Source organism: Loktanella sp. 3ANDIMAR09 (genome assembly GCF_001420005.1).
GTDB lineage: Bacteria > Pseudomonadota > Alphaproteobacteria > Rhodobacterales > Rhodobacteraceae > Loktanella.
In genome coordinates, this window is the sequence record NZ_LJAK01000004.1 from 184,366 (window position 1) to 203,453 (window position 19,088).

Annotated in this window: 17 protein-coding genes; 9 read left to right on the top strand and 8 right to left on the bottom strand. The window is 62.8% G+C overall.

Features of this window, described 5'->3' with window-relative positions; translation table 11 throughout:
• Position 1 precedes the first annotated feature (1 nt).
• The 5 genes from AN189_RS08170 to AN189_RS08190 all read left to right on the top strand — a co-directional run bounded on the left by AN189_RS08170 (position 2) and on the right by AN189_RS08190 (position 4,912).
• Positions 2 to 1,084, top strand: a complete 1,083-nt coding sequence (locus tag AN189_RS08170) for an ABC transporter ATP-binding protein (protein WP_056033845.1) — start codon at positions 2 to 4, stop codon at positions 1,082 to 1,084.
• Positions 1,081 to 1,953, top strand: coding sequence for a carbohydrate ABC transporter permease (locus tag AN189_RS08175; protein ID WP_056033848.1), 873 nt, complete (start codon positions 1,081 to 1,083; stop codon positions 1,951 to 1,953). Before AN189_RS08170 ends, AN189_RS08175 begins: the two co-directional genes overlap by 4 nt.
• A gap of 44 nt (positions 1,954 to 1,997) precedes the next feature.
• Complete coding sequence (locus tag AN189_RS08180; RefSeq protein ID WP_056034256.1) at positions 1,998 to 2,837, top strand: carbohydrate ABC transporter permease; 840 nt, start codon at positions 1,998 to 2,000, stop codon at positions 2,835 to 2,837.
• A gap of 24 nt (positions 2,838 to 2,861) precedes the next feature.
• Positions 2,862 to 3,137 carry a DUF2160 domain-containing protein gene (locus AN189_RS08185; RefSeq protein WP_056033849.1) on the top strand — a complete coding sequence of 92 codons (276 nt, stop codon included), beginning with the start codon at positions 2,862 to 2,864 and terminating at the stop codon, positions 3,135 to 3,137.
• 71 nt (positions 3,138 to 3,208) lie between these two features.
• Positions 3,209 to 4,912 (top strand): ABC transporter substrate-binding protein, encoded by a 1,704-nt coding sequence (locus AN189_RS08190; RefSeq protein ID WP_172794884.1) that lies wholly within the window; start codon positions 3,209 to 3,211, stop codon positions 4,910 to 4,912.
• A gap of 60 nt (positions 4,913 to 4,972) precedes the next feature.
• On the opposite strand, the gene AN189_RS08195 is transcribed toward AN189_RS08190, so the two are convergent.
• Positions 4,973 to 7,462, bottom strand: coding sequence for an ATP-binding protein (locus tag AN189_RS08195; RefSeq protein WP_056033852.1), 2,490 nt, complete (start codon positions 7,460 to 7,462; stop codon positions 4,973 to 4,975).
• Between the two features lie 4 nt (positions 7,463 to 7,466).
• On the bottom strand, positions 7,467 to 8,192 hold the full coding sequence (locus AN189_RS08200) for a winged helix-turn-helix domain-containing protein (RefSeq protein WP_056034261.1): 726 nt from the start codon (positions 8,190 to 8,192) through the stop codon (positions 7,467 to 7,469).
• 253 nt (positions 8,193 to 8,445) lie between these two features.
• Between AN189_RS08200 and phnD the strand changes: the two genes are divergently transcribed.
• Genes phnD through phnE (AN189_RS08220) form a run of 4 tightly spaced genes read left to right on the top strand, consistent with a single transcriptional unit; the run spans position 8,446 to position 11,844 of the window.
• Positions 8,446 to 9,429, top strand: coding sequence for a phosphate/phosphite/phosphonate ABC transporter substrate-binding protein (gene phnD, locus AN189_RS08205; protein ID WP_056033855.1), 984 nt, complete (start codon positions 8,446 to 8,448; stop codon positions 9,427 to 9,429).
• Positions 9,430 to 9,488: 59 nt separating this feature from the next.
• Positions 9,489 to 10,262 carry a phosphonate ABC transporter ATP-binding protein gene (gene phnC, locus AN189_RS08210; RefSeq protein ID WP_056033858.1) on the top strand — a complete coding sequence of 258 codons (774 nt, stop codon included), beginning with the start codon at positions 9,489 to 9,491 and terminating at the stop codon, positions 10,260 to 10,262.
• Positions 10,259 to 11,050 (top strand): phosphonate ABC transporter, permease protein PhnE, encoded by a 792-nt coding sequence (phnE, locus tag AN189_RS08215; RefSeq protein ID WP_056033862.1) that lies wholly within the window; start codon positions 10,259 to 10,261, stop codon positions 11,048 to 11,050. The genes phnC and phnE (AN189_RS08215) overlap by 4 nt, the downstream gene beginning before the upstream one ends.
• On the top strand, positions 11,047 to 11,844 hold the full coding sequence (phnE, locus tag AN189_RS08220) for a phosphonate ABC transporter, permease protein PhnE (RefSeq protein ID WP_056033865.1): 798 nt from the start codon (positions 11,047 to 11,049) through the stop codon (positions 11,842 to 11,844). Before phnE (AN189_RS08215) ends, phnE (AN189_RS08220) begins: the two co-directional genes overlap by 4 nt.
• Before the next feature lie 39 nt (positions 11,845 to 11,883).
• Here the strand turns inward: phnE (AN189_RS08220) and AN189_RS08225 are convergent, their stop codons facing one another.
• The 6 genes from AN189_RS08225 to AN189_RS08250 form a co-directional block, all read right to left on the bottom strand.
• Positions 11,884 to 12,429 (bottom strand): YaeQ family protein, encoded by a 546-nt coding sequence (locus AN189_RS08225; RefSeq protein ID WP_056034263.1) that lies wholly within the window; start codon positions 12,427 to 12,429, stop codon positions 11,884 to 11,886.
• Positions 12,430 to 12,491: 62 nt separating this feature from the next.
• Entirely contained in the window at positions 12,492 to 13,955 is a 1,464-nt protein-coding gene (locus AN189_RS08230; protein ID WP_056033869.1) for an ABC transporter permease, read from the bottom strand.
• Positions 13,952 to 14,611 (bottom strand): ATP-binding cassette domain-containing protein, encoded by a 660-nt coding sequence (locus AN189_RS08235; RefSeq protein WP_056033871.1) that lies wholly within the window; start codon positions 14,609 to 14,611, stop codon positions 13,952 to 13,954. Before AN189_RS08235 ends, AN189_RS08230 begins: the two co-directional genes overlap by 4 nt.
• Positions 14,611 to 15,459 (bottom strand): putative selenate ABC transporter substrate-binding protein, encoded by an 849-nt coding sequence (locus tag AN189_RS08240; RefSeq protein WP_056033874.1) that lies wholly within the window; start codon positions 15,457 to 15,459, stop codon positions 14,611 to 14,613. Before AN189_RS08240 ends, AN189_RS08235 begins: the two co-directional genes overlap by 1 nt.
• Before the next feature lie 99 nt (positions 15,460 to 15,558).
• Complete coding sequence (locus AN189_RS08245) at positions 15,559 to 17,280, bottom strand: SulP family inorganic anion transporter (protein WP_056033877.1); 1,722 nt, start codon at positions 17,278 to 17,280, stop codon at positions 15,559 to 15,561.
• A gap of 118 nt (positions 17,281 to 17,398) precedes the next feature.
• Positions 17,399 to 19,078 (bottom strand): bifunctional protein tyrosine phosphatase family protein/NAD(P)/FAD-dependent oxidoreductase, encoded by a 1,680-nt coding sequence (locus tag AN189_RS08250; protein WP_056034266.1) that lies wholly within the window; start codon positions 19,076 to 19,078, stop codon positions 17,399 to 17,401.
• Positions 19,079 to 19,088 lie beyond the last annotated feature (10 nt).

Sequence of the window (19,088 nt, forward strand, 5' to 3'; positions counted from 1 at the left end):
CATGGCCAAGATCACGCTTGATAACCTCGCTCATTCCTACCTGCCCAACCCGCAGACCGAGGCCGATTTCGCGCTCAAGGCGCTGAACCACGACTGGGTCGACGGCGAGGCCTACGCCCTGCTGGGATCGTCCGGTTGTGGCAAATCCACGCTGTTGAACATCATTTCGGGCCTGCTGATCCCCAGTCAGGGGCGTGTGCTGTTTGACGGGCGCGACGTGACGACCGCCCCGACAGCGGATCGCAACATCGCGCAGGTCTTTCAGTTTCCGGTGGTCTACGACACGATGTCGGTGCGCCAGAACCTGGCCTTTCCGTTGAAAAACCGCGGGATGGATGCGGCCGAAATCGCCCGCCGCGTCCAGAAGGTCGCCGCCATGATCGACATGGAGGCCCAGCTGGATCACAAGGCGCGCGGCCTGACGGCGGATGCCAAACAAAAGATCTCTCTCGGGCGGGGCATGGTCCGCGAGGATGTGAACGCGCTGCTGTTCGACGAACCGCTGACCGTGATCGACCCCCACATGAAATGGGAGTTGCGCACGCAGCTGAAAAAGCTGCATCAGGATTTCGGTCACACGATGATCTACGTGACCCACGACCAGACCGAGGCGCTGACATTCGCGGACAAGGTCGTGGTGATGTACGACGGTCGCGTCGTCCAGATCGGTACCCCGCAGGAATTGTTCGAACGCCCGGCGCATACCTTTGTCGGCTATTTCATCGGCTCGCCCGGCATGAACCTGTTTGATGCGCAGATCGACGGCGCACAGGCGCGCATCGGTGACGTGACCGTGCCACTGGGGGGCAGCTATGCCGCTGCGGGTCGCACCCAGATCGGGGTGCGCCCGGAATTCATCCAGCTGTCGTCGGGCGATGCGGGCATCCCGGCATCCGTGCGCCGGGTCGAGGACGTGGGCCGGCACAAGATCATCCGGCTGGACGTCGGCGGCCAGACGATCAACGCCGTCGCTCCCGAAGGGTTCGAAATTCCCGCAGACACCAACCGCATCACATTCGCGCCCGAGGGCATCAACGTCTACGCCGACGACTGGCGCGTCACACCGCAGGGGGCTGCCGCATGAACAAGACCGTCAATCAAAAGGCGTGGTTCCTGATCCTGCCCGTGCTGATCCTTGTCGCGTTTTCCGCCGTGATCCCGCTGATGACAGTGGTGAACTATTCGGTGCAGGACACATTCGGGAACAACCAGTTTTTCTGGGCGGGCCTCGATTGGTTCGATGATATGCTGCATTCGGACCGGATGTGGGACGCATTGGGCCGTCAGTTGTTGTTCTCTGGCATCATTCTGGCGATCGAGGTGCCGCTGGGCATCCTTGTCGCGCTCAACATGCCGAAAAAGGGGTTTTGGGCCTCATTCTGTCTGGTCGTGATGTCACTGCCGCTGCTGATCCCGTGGAACGTCGTCGGCACGATCTGGCAGATCTTTGGCCGGGTCGATATCGGGCTGCTGGGCTACACGCTGGATGCGCTGGGGATCGACTACAACTATACCCAAGACACGCTGGACGCCTGGATCACGGTGATCGTCATGGACGTCTGGCACTGGACGTCGCTGGTGGCGCTTCTGGCCTATGCGGGCCTGCGGTCCATCCCTGACGCCTATTATCAGGCCGCCAAGATCGATCAGGCCAGCCGCTGGGCCGTGTTCCGCTATATCGAACTGCCCAAGATGGCGGGCGTGCTGATGATCGCGATCCTGTTGCGGTTCATGGACAGCTTCATGATCTACACCGAACCATTCGTCGTCACCGGTGGCGGTCCGGGCAATGCCACGACCTTCTTGTCGATCGACCTGGTGAAAATGGCGCTGGGTCAATTCGACCTGGGCCCGGCGGCGGCGTTCAGCCTGATGTATTTCCTCGTGATCCTCGCGATTTCATGGGTGTTCTACACCGTCATGACGACCTTAGATAACCGGGATGGCAAATGATGACCGACACAACCATGCCAAGCGTCGCCCAGACCGATGACGCGATGACCATCGAAAAACCCCGCACCGCGCAGCGCCGGTTCCGCCCGTCGGGCAGTGCGGTGGTGATGGGTCTGTATCTGCTGTTCCTGATGCTGCCGATCTATTGGCTGCTGAACATGAGCCTCAAGACGAACTCTGAAATCCTCGGCTCGTTCAGCCTGTGGCCGCGTGACCTGACATTCGCCAATTATGCGCTGATCCTGACGGATTCCAGCTGGTACATGGGCTACGTCAATTCGCTGATCTACGTTGTGTTGAATACGGCGATCAGCCTCGCCGTCGCCCTGCCCGCGGCCTATGCCTTCAGCCGCTACAGCTTCATGGGGGACAAGCACCTGTTCTTTTGGTTGCTGACGAACCGCATGGCCCCGCCTGCCGTTTTCGCGCTGCCGTTCTTTCAGCTCTATTCGTCCATCGGACTGTTCGACACACATATCGCCGTGGCGCTGGCGCATTGCCTGTTCAACGTGCCGCTGGCTGTTTGGATCCTTGAGGGATTCATGCGCGGCGTGCCCAAGGAAATCGACGAGACCGCCTATATCGACGGCTATTCGTTCCCGGCGTTTTTCATCAAGATTTTCACCCCGCTGATCGCCAGCGGCATCGGGGTGGCTGCGTTTTTCTGTTTCATGTTCTCTTGGGTGGAACTGCTGCTGAGCCGGACACTGACATCCGTGGATGCAAAACCGATCGCCGCCACCATGACCCGCACCGTGGGCGCCGCCGGGGTCGACTGGGGCGTGCTGGCCGCCGCCGGTGTCCTGACCATCGTGCCCGGTGCCTTGGTCATCTATTTCGTACGCAACTACATCGCCAAGGGCTTTGCCCTGGGGCGGGTGTGATGCGCGCCTTGAGAGGAACCTATCATGCTTGACTGGATGGCATGGACCTGGCCCACGGCCACGTTCTTTATCGTGATCGCAACGCTGCTGGTGACCTTTACCGTGCTTGCGATCAAATTTCCCGAAACACCCCGCAAGGGTGTGCTACGGATCGAGACCACGCGCGGTGACCGTTTGTTCATCACGCTTCTGGGGTCTGCATTTCTCAATCTGGCGTGGTTGGGTCTGGGGCTTGGGCCCCAGCCATACGCGCTGATCGTCTGTCTGGTCTTTGCCGCTGCGGTATTCCGCTGGGTCTAGACCACGTCAAACCCCATCCCAGCCGATCGGGATGGATAACCAACGTTCGAACTTATGGGAGGAAACCTAAAATGAACGTTCTATTGAAATCCTCGACCGCGCTGGGACTGGCACTTGCCATGACACAGCCGGCATGGGCCGACATGGCGGCTGCCATCGAATTTCTGGATGCGGAAATCGGTGACGTCTCGACCCTGACCCGCGCCGAACAAGAGGCGGAAATGCAGTGGTTCGTGGACGCCGCCGCACCGTTCCAGGGCATGTCGATCAACGTCGTGTCCGAAACGATCACGACGCATGAATACGAATCCCAGGTGCTGGCACCCGCGTTTTCCGCCATCACCGGCATCAACGTGACCCACGACCTGATCGGCGAAGGCGACGTTGTCGAGAAACTGCAAACGCAGATGCAGTCGGGCGAAAACATCTATGACGCCTTTGTCAACGATTCCGACCTGATCGGCACCCACTGGCGCTATCAGCAGGTGCGCAACCTGACCGACTGGATGGCCGGCGAAGGTGCGGACGTCACATCGCCCACGCTGAACCTGGACGATTTCATCGGTCTGCAGTTCACCACCGCTCCCGATGGCAAACTGTACCAGCTGCCCGACCAGCAGTTCGCGAACCTTTACTGGTTCCGCTACGATTGGTTCAACGATCCGGAAATCCAGGCCGACTTCCGCGAGACCTACGGCTATGATCTGGGCGTTCCCGTGAACTGGGCCGCGTATGAGGATATCGCGGAATTCTTTACCGGCCGCGAGATCGACGGCGTCGAGGTCTATGGCAACATGGACTACGGCAAGAAAGACCCCAGCCTCGGCTGGCGCTACACCGACGCGTGGATGTCCATGGCCGGGATGGGCGATGTGGGTGAACCCAACGGCCTGCCGGTCGACGAATGGGGGATCCGCGTCAACGAAAACTCGCAGCCCGTGGGTGCCTGTGTCGAACGCGGTGGTGCAACGAACTCTCCTGCTGCGGTCTACGCCGTGGACAAGGCGATCAACTGGCTCCAGAACTATTCGCCGCCCTCCGCTGCCGGCATGACCTTCTCCGAGGCCGGTCCGGTCCCCGGTCAGGGTAACATCGCGCAGCAGATGTTCATGTACACGACCTTTGTCGCGCCGCTGGTGGCATCGGACGCGGTCATGAACGAGGACGGCACGCCGAAATGGCGCCTCGCCCCCAGCCCGCACGGGGCCTACTGGGAAGAGGGCATGAAGGTCGGTTATCAGGACGTGGGCAGCTGGACGCTGATGCAATCAACCCCGGTGGACCGCGCCAAGGCGGCATGGCTCTATGCGCAGTTCGTGACCTCGATGACCGTGGACGTCAAAAAGGCCGACGTCGGCCTGACGTTCATTCGAGAGTCCACGATCAACTCTGACCACTTCACCGAACGCGCCGACAAGCTGGGCGGTCTGGTGGAATTCTACCGCTCGCCCGCACGGACACAATGGTCGCCCACCGGCACCAACGTGCCCGACTACCCCAAGCTGGCGCAGCTGTGGTGGCAGAACATCGGTGACGCCATGTCCGGTGCCAAAACCTCGCAAGAGGCGCTGGACCAGCTGTGTGCCGACATGGAAAGCGTGATGGAACGGATCGAACGGTCCGGCATTCAAGGTGATCTGGGTCCGGTCATGAACGAGCCGCAGGACGCATCCTACTGGCTGGAACAGGCTGGCGCACCCAAGCCGAAACTGGAGGTCGAGGACGAAGAACCGCAGACCGTCAGCTATGACGAGCTGATTGCCTCCTGGCAGTAAGGTCCGGGACAGCAGACAGGGGCCGGGCCGCAGCGATGCGGCCCGGCCTTTTTTGTGGGCTCAGGTCAGCAGGCGGGCAACGGCATCGGTCAGGGCATCGGCCGTGACCGGTTTGGCCAGCAGCGTCAGACGGTCCCTGTCGGCCCGGGACACGGCAGGGTCCGCAGGCAGACGCGATGACATCAGCACGGCGCGCGCGCGCGGCCCTGCGGCCAGCACCGACCGGATCAGGTCCAGGCCCGACTGTCCGTGGTCAAGGTTCAGGTCCGACACCATCAACACCAGATCGGGTCTGTCCGCAATGATGCCTGCCGCCTGCGCAAACCGGGTTGCCACCAGGGCCTCGAACCCCAGCCCCTGCAGAACCTGATGCAATGCGCGTGCGGTCTCGGGGGTGTCGTCCACCACAAGCGCGGCCCCGGTATGGATCGCCTTGGCCGGTGCCGGCATGTCGTAGGCCAGCGGAAAACGGATGGTGATTTCGGTCCCACGGTCCAGCGCAGAACTGATGTCGAGTGTCCCGCCCGATTGCGAAACGAACCCATCGACCATCGGCAGACCCAGCCCCGTGCCATCCCCGTCACGCCGCGCGGAAAAGAACGGCTCGACCGCGCGCCTGCGCGTCTCCTCTGACATGCCATGACCGTCATCGCGCACCGACAGGACCGCCTGACCATTCTGCGCGCGCAGGGTGATCCAGATATGTCCAGCCTCCGGAATGGCCTGTGCCGCGTTCATGCTGACGTTCAGGACGGCGCTTTCCAATTGGCCGGGATCAAGCATGACGTGCAGCGGATCATCCGCCAGCGACAAATGCAGGTCCACGCTGTCGGGCAGCGCGATATCCAGCAGATCGACCATGCCCTCGATCAGTGACCCGATCTCGACCACCTCGGGGGCGAGATGCTGTTTGCGGGCGAAGGCCACCAGTCGTTCGGTCAGTGACACGCCCAGATCCACGGCGGTCCTGATCCGCCCCAGATGCGCCGGGGCCGTGGCGGGCGTGGTGGTTTCCAACAGATGCAGGTTGCCCGAAATCGTCGACAGGATGTTGCCGAAATCATGCGCGACTTCGCCCGTGACCTTGCCCAGCGTTTCCACCCGCCGGATTTCCGCCAGCCGTTCATCGATGCGTTTGCGTTCGGTCGTCTCGGACAGCAGCCAGACCGCGCGGCCATCGGGCAACCGGGACTTGCGCACCTCCAGGACGTCGCCTGCGGGATTGGTGTATTCCTCGAACCCGCCCCGGTCGTTGTCGCCGCAGGCCTGGGCAAAGGCCGATGCCGCCAGCCGGTCGGGCATGGTCCGCGCGCACTTGCGCACATCGTCCGGCAGATGCAGCAGCGCGCAGACCTGATCATTCTCGGCCTCGATCACACCGTCGGGCGCAACGATCGCGACACCGTCCTGAATGTTGCGAAACACGCTGGCAAACAGGGTATTCTGCCGGGTGATCTGGGCTGTGCGCCGTTCCAGATTGCGTGCATTGGCCCGAAACACGCCAAAGGCCTGAAACAGCCTGCCGATTTCGTCCCGCGGCCCGCCCGGATCAGGCAGGGTCGCCGCGTGATCCCCCTGCGCCAGCCTGTGCATGCCGTCTGCGATCGCCCGCAGGTTTCGGGTGACATAGCGCGACACGAATAGCGCCGAGACCACCGCGACACCCGCACTGAGCAGGGCAAGGATCGCCACGGCCATCTGTGCAACATCGAGGTTCCGCGCGGTCTGGGCGCGTGCCTGTCGCAGACGATCCTGTGCTGCCTCGACCCGGCCTGCCGCATAGGCATTCACGGTGTCCGACAATTCCCTGATCCGAAACAGGGCATTTTCCGCATCCAGACCCGCCGTCAGATAGCCGTATTGCAACTGAAACAGGTCGCCAGACGGGCTTTGCAAGGCTGCATCCACTTCGGCCAATCCGCGGGCCACGATCGCGCCCTGGGGGATATCCGCCCGGTTCTGCCGGAAACGGCGGCTGAATTCACCGACCTCGATGATGTTCTGTGACCGGGCGACCTGGCGCGCGGTGCCCGTCAACTGACCAAGGGCTGCCCATTCCAACCGATCCGCAGGTGCGAGGTCCGGCGCATTGGCCTGCCGTGTGAAACGGTCCTGCAATTGCGTCAGCCTTATGTCCACCTGCGCGATATCGGCACGCAACGCGTTTTGCGGTGCCGTCAGCCCCTGCAAACGGTCGATGGCCACCCGCATCCGGGCCAGCGGCAGAGCGAGGTCAGCCGTATCGGCCGACAGCGCCTCCAGCCGGTCGATCGTCGACACGATCGCCTGCGCGTCCGAGTTGCGTTGAAACGGCATCTGCACCGTCAACAGAAACGGAGCGGCGGTCGCAAGGTCTGCGGCATTGCGCGAAATGTCCAACGCCTGCGATACCTCGGCCAGCGTGTCGCGGTCGATGGTTTCCAGCCAGTTTTCCGCGTTGCGCAGCATCAGCAGGCTGATCCCCGAAATGACCAGCGTCACGGCACACAGCGTCAGGATCGCGACCGACAGCCGGAACCGGACACTCAGATTGCGCAACCGCGTCCGCACCGCCCTAATCCGCGTTCAATTCAAAGAAATAACCCTGCGAACGCCGGGTCTGCAGGTGCCGTGGCTTGGACGGGGTATCCTCGATCTTGCGGCGCAGGCGCAGGATCAGGACGTCGATGGTCCGGTCCACATAGCGTTCCATGTCCGACCCCAGTTCCGACAGCAATTCAGGCCGCGAGATGACCCGCGACGGATTCCGCGCGAGATATTCCAGCAGTCGGTATTCGCCATTGGTCAGCGGTATCTCATGCCCGTCACCGTTCAGCAGCACCCGCGCCTGCGTGTCGATCCGTTTGTTTCCAAAGATGATCGTATGTTCCGGCTGCGTGGTCGCGTGATGGGTTCCATGCCCATAGCGGCGCAACACCGACCTGATCCGCGCCACCAGTTCACGCGGGTTGAACGGTTTCATCAGGTAATCGTCAGCGCCGTTTTCCAGCCCCATGATCTTGTCGCTTTCGTCGCCGATGCCGGTCAGCATGACGATGGGGATGTCATAGCGGGCCCCGATCTGGACGGCCAGGTTCAGGCCGGATTCACCGCGCAGGCGCAAATCAATGATCGCAAGGTTGACCGGCGGCGGATCGCCCAGGGCAAAGAACGCGGCACTGCCGTCGCAAGGTACCGGTTCAAACCCGCTTTCACCCAAGAGCGCGCACAGGGTCACGCGCACCTCGTGGTCGTCATCCACGATGGCGATCACAGGGGGTTTGGGGTCCGGTTGTCGCATCGCCGTCATTGCGTCGATCCTCCTGATGTCGCCGCACGGGGGCAACCTGTCCCGATTAGGCCCCGAGGTATAGACGACAAAACGACGGCACGCGCCCGCTGTAATATTGTTAACGCAAAACGCGGATTCTGTAACGCTGTGTTAACATACCGCGCATGGTCATTCCGGCTTTGGCACGCGTAGCCTGACCGGGTCGCCGTGGCACCAGGTTGGAGGACCCGCCACGGATCGCGATTGTTCAAGGGAGAGACAGATGACCTATAAAATCACACAGACCGCCGTGGCGGCTGGCCTTGCCCTGCTGGGTTCAGCCTCGGCTGTCGCAGCGCAGGACTGCCCCGAGCGTGGCGCGCTGGACGTGCTGTATTGCGACGCCAACGGCGATCTGGTGGCCGATACGCCGACCGATCCCGCGCTGTTGAACGACCCCAACACGCTGGTGTTCGCCTATACCCCGGTCGAGGACCCGGCGGTCTATGCCGACATCTGGGCACCGTTCATTGCGCATCTCGAGGCAGAAACCGGCAAGGACGTGCAGTTCTTTGCCGTGCAGTCCAATTCCGCCGAGGTCGAGGCGATGCGTTCGGGCCGTCTGCATATCGCAGGCTTTTCGACCGGACCCACGCCCTTTGCCGTGAACCTCGCAGGGGCCGTGCCCTTTGCGATCATGGGGGCCGAGGACGGTCAGTTCGGATACAAGTTGCAGGTGTTCACACAGGCCGATTCCGACATTCAGACCGTGGCCGATCTGGCAGGCAAGCGGGTGGCACATACCTCGCCCACGTCCAACTCTGGCAACCAGGCACCGCGCGCTCTGTTCCCCGGTCTGGGTGTGGTGCCCGATCAGGATTACGAGGTGATCTACTCCGGCTCGCACGACCAATCCATGCTGGGCGTGGTTGCAGGCGATTATGACGCCGCCCCCGTCGCATCCGAGGTCGTGGACCGCATGGCAGAACGCGGTCTGTATGATCCCGCCGAGGTCCGGATGATCTGGGAAAGCGATCCCTTCCCCACGACATCGTTCACGCTGGCGCACGATCTGGACCCGGCACTGGCCGAAACGATCAAACAGGCGTTTTTCAGCTTTGAATTCGAAGGCACCGCCCTGGGCGACGAATTCGACGGGGTGAGCAAGTTCATCCCGATCACCTATCAGGACCAATGGGCCGTGATCCGTGAAATTCAGGCGTCCAACGGTGTGGAATACACGCCGCAGGGTCTGGCTGCCGAATAAATCCCCTGCCCGACTGCCCCGGCCATCCCGCCGGGGCAGCACCGCGACTGAGAGGCCATATGCTGGAAATCAACAACCTTGTGAAAAGGTACGGGAAAGGTGCGCCTGTCCTGAAAGACCTGAACCTGTCGGTACAGGGCGAACAACTGATGTCGATCATCGGATCGTCAGGCGCGGGCAAGAGCACGCTTTTGCGCTGTATCAACAGGCTGGTGGAACCCACCTCGGGGACGATCACGCTGAACGGCACCGAGATGACGACACTGGGGCCCAAGGACCTGCGCCGCGCCCGCCGCCGCGTCGGCATGGTGTTCCAGAGCTTCAATCTGGTTGACCGGCTGACTGTGATGGAAAACGTCCAGTCGGGGCGGCTGGGCTACATCTCGACATGGGCTGCCGTCACCCGCCGCTATCCGGCGGCCGATATCGAACGCGCGTTCGAACTGATGGAACGCGTGGGCATCGCACAATACGCAAACAAGCGGGCAGACGAACTGTCGGGCGGCGAACGCCAGCGCGTCGGCGTGGTGCGGGCACTGATGCAACGCCCCGAAATCCTGCTGGCCGATGAACCGACGGCCTCTCTTGACCCAAAGACATCGGAACAGATCATGTCGCTGTTGCGCGATCTGGCCAATGAACTGAACCTGCCCGTCATCATCAACATCCACAACGTGACCGAGGCCAAGGAATTCAGCGACCGTATCGTCGGCATGCGCTACGGGCGGATCATCTTTGACGACAAACCCGCCGCACTGGACGCCGCGCAGATGGATGAAATCTATGCGGGCACACCGTCACAGGATCGTCAGGACATGGGTGCGGCCGCATGACCACGCCGACCACATGGCGCAAACCGCCGTTCATCGCCTCGCCCGTCCTGCGCTGGGCCTTCTACATCGCCTTGGCGGCCTATCTGATTGGCACCATCGCCACATTGCCGATCGACTGGGAACGCGCATCCGAAGGTCTGACCCGTGCGGGCCGGATCTTTAGCGGGGCCTTTCCGCCCAGTTTCGCCCGGTCCGACCTGATGATCACCGGGTTCATGGAAAGCCTCAAGATCGCCATTCTGGCCACCGTGCTGGGCCTTGTCCTGTCGGTGCCGCTGGCGTTCATGGCGGCGCGCAACATCGCGCCCAAACCCGTCTATTTCGTGGGGCGCGGCGTGTTCATCCTCGCGCGCAGCTTTCACCCGGTCATCGTGGCCATCATCTTTGTCAAGGCGGTGGGCTTTGGTCCGCTGGCGGGTGCGCTGACGCTGACCATCTATTCCATCGGCTTTGTCGCAAAACTGCTGGCCGAACGGATCGAAGAAATCGATTTCGGCCAGGTCGAGGCGCTGCGGTCCGTGGGGGCCCCCTACCTGGTCACCATGGTCTATGCCATCGTCCCGCAGATCATGCCGCGTCTCGTGGGGCTTGGCATCTATCAGCTGGACAGCAACCTGCGCGCCTCTGCCGTGGTGGGGATCGTGGGGGCCGGTGGCATCGGATCGACGCTGGCCAATGCATTCGGACGCTATGACTACGATTTCGCCCTCGCGATCACGATGGTCATCGTGGGTGCGATCCTGATTTCCGAGGCCGTCAGCGGCAAGATCAGAAAGAACATGACATGACGCAGGACATGACGATGGACTGGGCGCGCTATACGCCCGCACAGCGCATGAAACGCTATGGTGCCTTTTTCGGCGTGGCACTGCTGGTCACATGGGCGCTGGGCAGCATTGATGTGATCTGGGAATGGGTCTGGGATGCGCCGGTGCAGCTGGCGGACCTGTTCACCCGCATGGTGCCGCCGGACCCCACCAATCTGGAATCCATCCTCTGGGCGACATGGGAGACCATCAACATCGCCACCATCGCCACGATGATCGCGGTCGTGCTGTCTTTGCCTGTCGCATTGATTTCAGCGCAGAACACCACGCCCAACGTCGTATGCCTGTGGATCGGGCGGTTCATTCTGGTGTCGTCGCGGTCGGTCAACACGATCATCTGGGCGCTGTTGTTCGTCGCCATCTTTGGCCCTGGCATCATCGCAGGCATCATCGCGATCATGTTCCGGTCCATCGGGTTTCTGGGCAAGCTGCTGGGCGAGGCGATCGAGGAAATCGACCCTGCCCCGGTCGAGGCGCTTCAGGCCTGCGGCGCATCGCGGTTCCGCGTGGTCCTGTACGGGATCGTGCCACAGGTCATGCCCGCGTTCTTTGCCATCAGCATCCTGCGCTGGGACATCAACCTGCGCGAATCCACCGTGCTGGGACTGGTGGGTGCCGGTGGCATCGGGATCATCCTGCAAGGCGCGATCGACACCTTTCAGTGGCAAGAGGTCTCGATGGTGCTGCTGACGATCCTCGCACTGGTCATTGCAGGCGAGGTCATCGCCTCCGCTCTGCGCAAGAAACTGCTCTGATCCTCCCAGGGGCCGGCCTCCTCCGCCGGCCCCAAAGGATCACGCCGCGGATTTCCAGTCTTGCGGTGTGACATAGACCACAGCATCGTCGATGCTGACCATCACGTCCCCATCCTGCACATTCACCTGCAATCGCATGGCACGGCTGGCCAGCGCGGCCAGGGCTGCGGTGTCGGCCTCTGGCAGATTTACGACCGTCAGGTTGTCGAACCGCGTGGTGCTGTTCTGGATCTTTTCCCACCACACCTCTGCCGGGCGACCACCATAGGTATAGATCACGACCTTGCCTGCCTTGGCGCAGGACTGGCGCACGACCTTGTCGCTGGGCAGGCCGAGGGCCACCCACAGATCCAGCACGCCGCTCAGGCTCTTTTGCCAGATGTCGGGTTCGTCGTCAGCCGACAGACCCTTGGTCATTTCCAGCTGCTCATGGGCGTTCAGCGCAAAGGCCAGTAGCCGCACCATCATCCTCTCGTCCGTTTCGGACGGGTGTTTGGCAATCGTCAGCTTGTGGGTTTCGTAATAGTGCCGGTCCATGTCGGAGACCGACAGCTCGACTTTGTAGATGGTTGCGTTCTGCGCCATGATGGACCCCATAGGTTCATGTTGCCGCACGCCTATAGCGTCTGCGGCACGGGCGAAAGCGATTAGACGCGCCGCCCTTCGATCCGCAAGGCCGGACCGTCGCGCATTGCACGGCGCAGGCGGCGCGATAGCGTGTCGATCAGCAAGGTCAGCAGGACCGACACCGCCAGCAGCGCCAGCACCCGGTCCATGCGCAGGGTCTGCACGTTGGTCTGGATATAAAAACCCAGCGTGCCGATCCCCAGCAGACCCATGATCGCACTGTCCCGCAGGATGATTTCCCATCGGTACAGACACAGCGCCCAGAATGACGCCGACAGGCGTGGCAGCAGGTCCCAGGCCCACAGGACCAGCCCGCGCGGCGCGTCGGCCCGTTGCGGCAGGCTCTGCGCCTCGCGGCCCAGCAGATGCGCAATGATGGCCCCGTTGTGCAGGCCCAGCGCCAGGGCGGCAGGCAGCATCGACGGCCCCAGGATCTGCAGCAGGACAAAGGCCAGCATGTAATCCGGGATCGACCGCAGCACGACCAGCACCGCATGCCCTGCATAGGACCCCGCCCGCCCAACGACCCCCGAAACGATCGCTGGAAAGGCCGCCGCCGCCAGCAAGGCAGCCGCGGCCAGCGCGATCTGCGACAGCACCAGCGTGGCGATGGCCCCCGGCCAGGCCTGCGCGACGAACACCGTATCCAGCCAAGGCCCCCAATCGGCACCCGTGCGCAGCGGTGCTGGCACGATGCCGGTCAGGAACCGCATCAATGCGCCGCTGCCCATGGGCGGCGCGTCCACCCTCATCAACGCGGCACCCGAGGCGATCAGAAACAGCGGCACCAGCCGCCAGACCATCCAGATGCGCAGCGGCAGGATCAATGCCAGAAACAGCGCCAGAACGGCGACCGCCTCGCCGTACTGAGCCTGTTTGAACGCCGTTTCCAGCCGGAACCCCAGCGTCGGCAACCCGATGAACCCAAGTACCGCCGAGGACCGCAGCCCGCATTCCATCCGGTAGAGCGTATAGGTCCGCATTTGTGGCAGGACCTGCGGCAGGCGCACCCACAACAGGCGCGTCAGGACAGGCACGACCTGCGGCACGGGCGCCCTGCCCGGCGCATCGTCGAGGTATTCCGAAAATACCTTGGCAAAGATGCCCGCGTAAGGAATGCCGATGGCCAGCACGCCTGTCAGCGGCGACAGGCCCGTGACACTGAACAGCAGCAGCGCCCAGAACAGCTCGTGTACGGCGCGCAGGCTGATGCACAGGCCTCTGACAGGACGCAGCCGGTAGAATGGTGCAAGCAACAGACCCGACACCGCCCCCAGTGCGACACCGCAGAATGCAAATGCCACGGTCAGCGCCGTGGCCCAGGCCAGTCCTGCAGGGTCGCTGAAATCGGGGGACAGCAGGCCGCGCCCGATGGCGGCCAGCGTCAACCACGGATCGGTGCGCGCAGACCGCAGATCAGCCAGCATCAACGCAAGGATCGTCGCGGCAGCAAACCCCGCAAGGACGTGCCGCCGCCGGATCATCGGTAAAGCGCCAGAAGTTCGGGTTCCGACAGATCATCCGTGGCCGCGTCGATCACGACGGCCCCCTGTCGCAGGCCGATGATCCGCGTCGCCACCCGCAACGCCTGATCGACGTCATGCAAGGTCAGGATCATCGTGGCAAATTCCGTCGTCAGCCGTCCCAGCAATGCGGCCCCCTGTGCGGGGTCCAATGCGGTGACAGGTTCGTCGCCCAGCACCACGTCGCCGCCACGCAGCAACGCCCGCCCCAGCGCCACGCGCTGACGCTGCCCACCCGACAATTGCGACACCGGGCGTCGGCCCAGACCCGACAGGCCCACGATATCCAGCACATGTTCGACCCGCGCCCGCTCCGCGCGCATAGGCCAGATCAGGGTGCGCAGATTCCGGGCCGTGCCGAAATCATCCAGCACACCCATCCAGAGGTTGTGAAAAACGCTCAGACTGCCCACGAGGCCGTGGTCCTGCGGCACCAGCGCCGCACGTCCCGCAACCCGGTCGTGCAATGCGGCCAGCAAGGTGCTCTTGCCCACACCGCTGCGGCCCAGCAATGCGACCCGCTCGCCCGGTGCGACCTGCAACGTGACGCCTGTCAGGACCGGCCGCCCACCCCAGCCCAGGCTATGGTCCGTGAGGGCGACCAGCGGTGCGGTCATCAGTCGATCAGATCCAGCGCGCGCGCGGTATCCGCGATGGGCTGATACAGCGCATCATCCGCCGCGATAAACCGGGTGCGCGGGAACGACGCAAGCAGCGCAGGGTCATCCATGCCGATCAATGCCGCCTGCACCCGGTCCGCAAAACCATCCCCAAAGCGCGCGTCCACATCGCCGCGGATCGTCCAGTTGTAGTCGGGATAGGGCGGTGTTTCCCAGATGATCGTGGTCCGGGCCGCCTCGGGGGCACCTTCGGCCACGGCCGTGTCATAGACGGAATAGTTCAGCGCACCGACCTCATAGGCACCCGACGCCACCAGCCGCAGCGTCTGACCGTGGTCGCCGGAATAGCCTACGCTGCCGAACAGATCGGCGGGGGCCTGACCGGTTTCCTCGCGGATCCAGAATTCCGGCATCAACCGCCCCGAGGTCGAGGTTTCGGCCCCAAAGGTGAAACTGCGCCCCGCAAGATCCGGGAAGTCGTCCGTCAGGGTCAGGCCGGTGTCCGTGTTGGCGATAAAGTAGCTGACGAATGTCTCGTCCTCGTCGCCCTGTGCAATCGCGCGCGAACCCGGCACAGCGATACGGGCCTGCACGCCTGACAGGCCACCGAACCAGCCCAGCTGGATCTGGTCGTTGGCAAAGGCCGTGACGGCGGCGGCATAGCTCTTGACCGGGATATATTGCACCTCGACATCCAGCGTGTCCGACAGATAGTCGGCTACGGCGCTGAACCGTTCCACCAGCCGCGATTCATCATCGTCGGGAATGGCGGAAAAATACAATGTCTCGGCGGTGGCGGCGGGCGCTAGCAGCATCGCCAGCAAAACGGTTGTGATCTGACGCATCGCGGTCTCTCCTCTTGGGTTCGACCTGCATCTAGCCCGCACCGGGACCAATGAAAACGCTCAATCAGACCGCAAGGCCTGCGTGCCGCGCCCCCGGGGTCAGGTCGTCCGGGTCCGAGGCAGCAGGGACTGCCAGGCATCAAACTGGGACAAGAAAACCTCGCCGTTGAGCACGTCCAGCAGGTGCGACTGCCGCAGCCGGTCCAGAACCGGACCCTTGACCTCTGACAGGTGCAGCCCGACCCCCATGTCCGACAGGCGCAGGTTGATCGCCTCCAGGCTTTCGAGTGCGGAAAAATCAACCTCGTTCACCGCCGAGAACATCAAGATCACATGTTCGATCTCGCATCCCTCGGTCACGCGGGACTGCACCAGTTCCTCGAGAAACCGCGCATTGATGAAATACAGGCTTTCGTCGACGCGCAGGGTGACGACCTTTGGATCGGTTTCGACGTTGTGGCGATGGATGTTGCGGAAATGTTGGGTGCCCGGCACCAGGCCAACCTCTGCCACATGCGGGCGCGAGGTCTTGTACAGATGCAGCAACACCGAAATCACCACGCCAGAGGCCACACCGATCTCGACTCCCATCAGCAGGGTCAGCAGGATCGTCACCGCCACCGCCACGAAATCGGACGCGGAGTAATCCCAGGTCTTTTTCAGGATCGAGAAATCCACAAGGCTGAGAACCGCCACGATGATGGTCGCGGCCAGCGTGGCGTTTGGCAGAAAATAAACCAGCGGTGTCAATGCCATGGCGGCAATCGCCAGACCGACGGCCGTATAGGCCCCGGCCGCAGGCGTTTCTGCCCCTGCGTCATAATTCACCACGGACCGCGAAAAACCACCTGTCACGGGATAGCCGCCGGTAAAGGCCGCACCGATATTGGCAGCACCCAGTCCGATCAATTCCTGATCGGGGTCGATGCGCTGCCGCTTTTTTGCGGCCAGTGTCTGTGCGACTGAAACGGATTCCACAAAACCGATGACCGAAATCAGGATCGCGGGGATCAGCAGCGCCTGTATCAGGTCCGGCGACAGCCCCGGCATGGTCAGCGGCGGCAGGCTTTGCGGGACGCTGCCCACGATCTTGACGCCGCGTTCATCCAGGCCGAACAGCCAGACCGACAGGGTCGTGGCCACGACCGCGGCCACAGGTCCTGCCTTGGTCGCGAAATCCGCGACGGTCGGCGTGGCACCCAGCCTGCGCATCAGCGGTTTCAGCCCCTTGCGCACCCAGAACAGGAAACCCGTCGCCAGCATGCCAAGGACCACGGTGATCCAGTTGGTCTGCCCCAGATTTTCCCACAGCTGCATCAGGATTTCCGGCAGGGTATGGCCCTGCGCGCTGATCCCGAGGATATGCTTGAGCTGGCTCGCGGCGATCAGGATGCCAGAGGCGGTGATGAACCCCGCGATCACCGGGTGGCTGAGGAAATTGGCCAGAAAGCCCAGACGCAGCACGCCCAGCAGCATCAGGAACCCGCCAGACAGGAACGCCAGTGTCAGCGCGGCAACCGCATAGCCCGCCGTCCCCTGTTCTGCCACCTGACCGATGGCGCTGGCGGTCAGCAACGACACCACCGCCACCGGACCCACCGCCAGCGCGCGGCTGGTCCCAAAGATGGCATACAGGATGATTGGCGCAATCGAGGCATAGATGCCCGCCTCTGGCGGCAATCCTGCCAGCAGGGCATAGGCCAGCGATTGCGGGATCAGCATGATCGTCACGATGACCGCGGCCACCATATCGTTGGAAAATGCCCCGCGATCATAGGTGAGACCCCAGTCGAGGATGGGCAGGTATCGGCGCAGGTTCATCGGTCAATCAATCAGCTTGGGGTATCGAAAATCGGCCCTGCCCGGCACCTTGCCAGCAGGACCAGAAAAATGCACGGGGCGCGCGCGCGTGGTGCGCCCCGCACAGCGCATGGATGCGCTATTTCGCGACGGCGTTCAGCGGTTCAGGCTTTGCCATCCATTCCTTGCCGCGCAGCATGCCCTGCCAGTAGATCGGCGGCAGCATCCGTTCCTTGAGGAACCAGGCCGCACGCGTGGGTTTGGTCCCGTCCAGCAGGACAGATGGAAAACTGGGCTTGAGAACACCGCCATAACCGAATTCCGCAAGCACGATCTTGCCGCGTTCGACGGTCAATGGGCAAGAGCCATAGCCGTCGTATTGTGCGACAGCGGACCGCCCATGCAGATCGGCGACGATATTTTCGGCGACCGTGGGGGCCTGTTTGCGCGCGGCTGCCGCCGTCTTGGCATTGGGGGCATTCATCACATCGCCCAGCGCCCAGATGTTGTCGTATTGCTTGTGTCGCAGCGTGGCCTGATCCACGTCCACCCAGCCTGCTGCATCCGCCAGAGGTGAGACGCGGATGAAATCCGGGGCCACCTGCGGCGGACAGACATGGATCATGTCGAAATCGACCGTCACCTCTGTGGCTTCCGTGTCGGGCTTTGCCACGCGGAAGGTTGCGGTTTTGGCCGGCCCGTCGATCGCGATCAGGTTGTGAAAGAAATTCAGCGTCGCATCGTATTTATCGACGTATTTCATCAGCGCCGGCACGTAATCCTTGACCCCGAACAGGACGCCACCCGCGTTCATGAACTGGATGTCGATATTGCCCAGCGTGCCGTTGCGGAACCAGGCGTCGCCCGACAGATACATCGCCTTTTGCGGCGCACCTGCACATTTGATGGGCATCGGCGGTTGGGTAAAGATGGCGCGCCCCCGTTTCAGCCCCTGCACCAGCTGCCAGGTATAGGGGGCCAGATCGTAGCGGTAGTTCGACGTGACGCCGTTGCGCCCCAGCGTATCCTTCAGCCCCGCGACCTGATCCCAGTCCAGTTTCAGCCCGGGACATACCACCAGACGGTCATATTTCACGACCCGGCATCCCTCGAGGATGACCGCGTTGCTGGCCGGCTCAAAGGCGGCGACGGCGGATTTGATCCAGGTGACACCACGCGGGATCAGCGATCCCATGGTCCTGGCCGTCTGCTGTGCGTCGAATATGCCTCCGCCGACCATGGTCCAGCCGGGCTGGTAGTAATGCACATCCGCGGGGTCGATCACGGCGATCTGCAAATCGGGTTTGCGCGACTTGAGGCTTGCGGCCACAGAAATACCGCCTGCCCCTGCCCCCACGATCACCACGTCATAGCTGGCGTCGCCCGTGTCGGTCGGCGTCCGGCCACCGTTCGCGATCCGGCGGGCCACACCGTTCATGTCATAACCTGCCGCTTTGGTCGCGGCCAGAATGTCGGGCATGGGTCGCGTTCCCGCCTCGTGAAAGGACCACAGGGTCGCGGACCGGGTGCCGGACCGGCAATAGGCCAGCACGGGCCCCGGCAGATCCGCGAGTGCCGCGCTGAAATCCGCCACATCCGCATCACTGATCTGGCCTGCCGTGACAGGCACATAGCGGGCAACGATGCCTGCGTCACGCGCGGCCTGTTCGATTTCGGCAAACCCCGGTTGATCGGGTCCCTCGCCATCGGGGCGGTTGCAGATGATCGACCTGAAACCCGCAGCCCTGATCTGGGCCATATCGGTGGGGACGACCTGCGGACTGGCCGATACTGCGCTATCTAGCTTGTTGATTTCCATGATGGTTTCT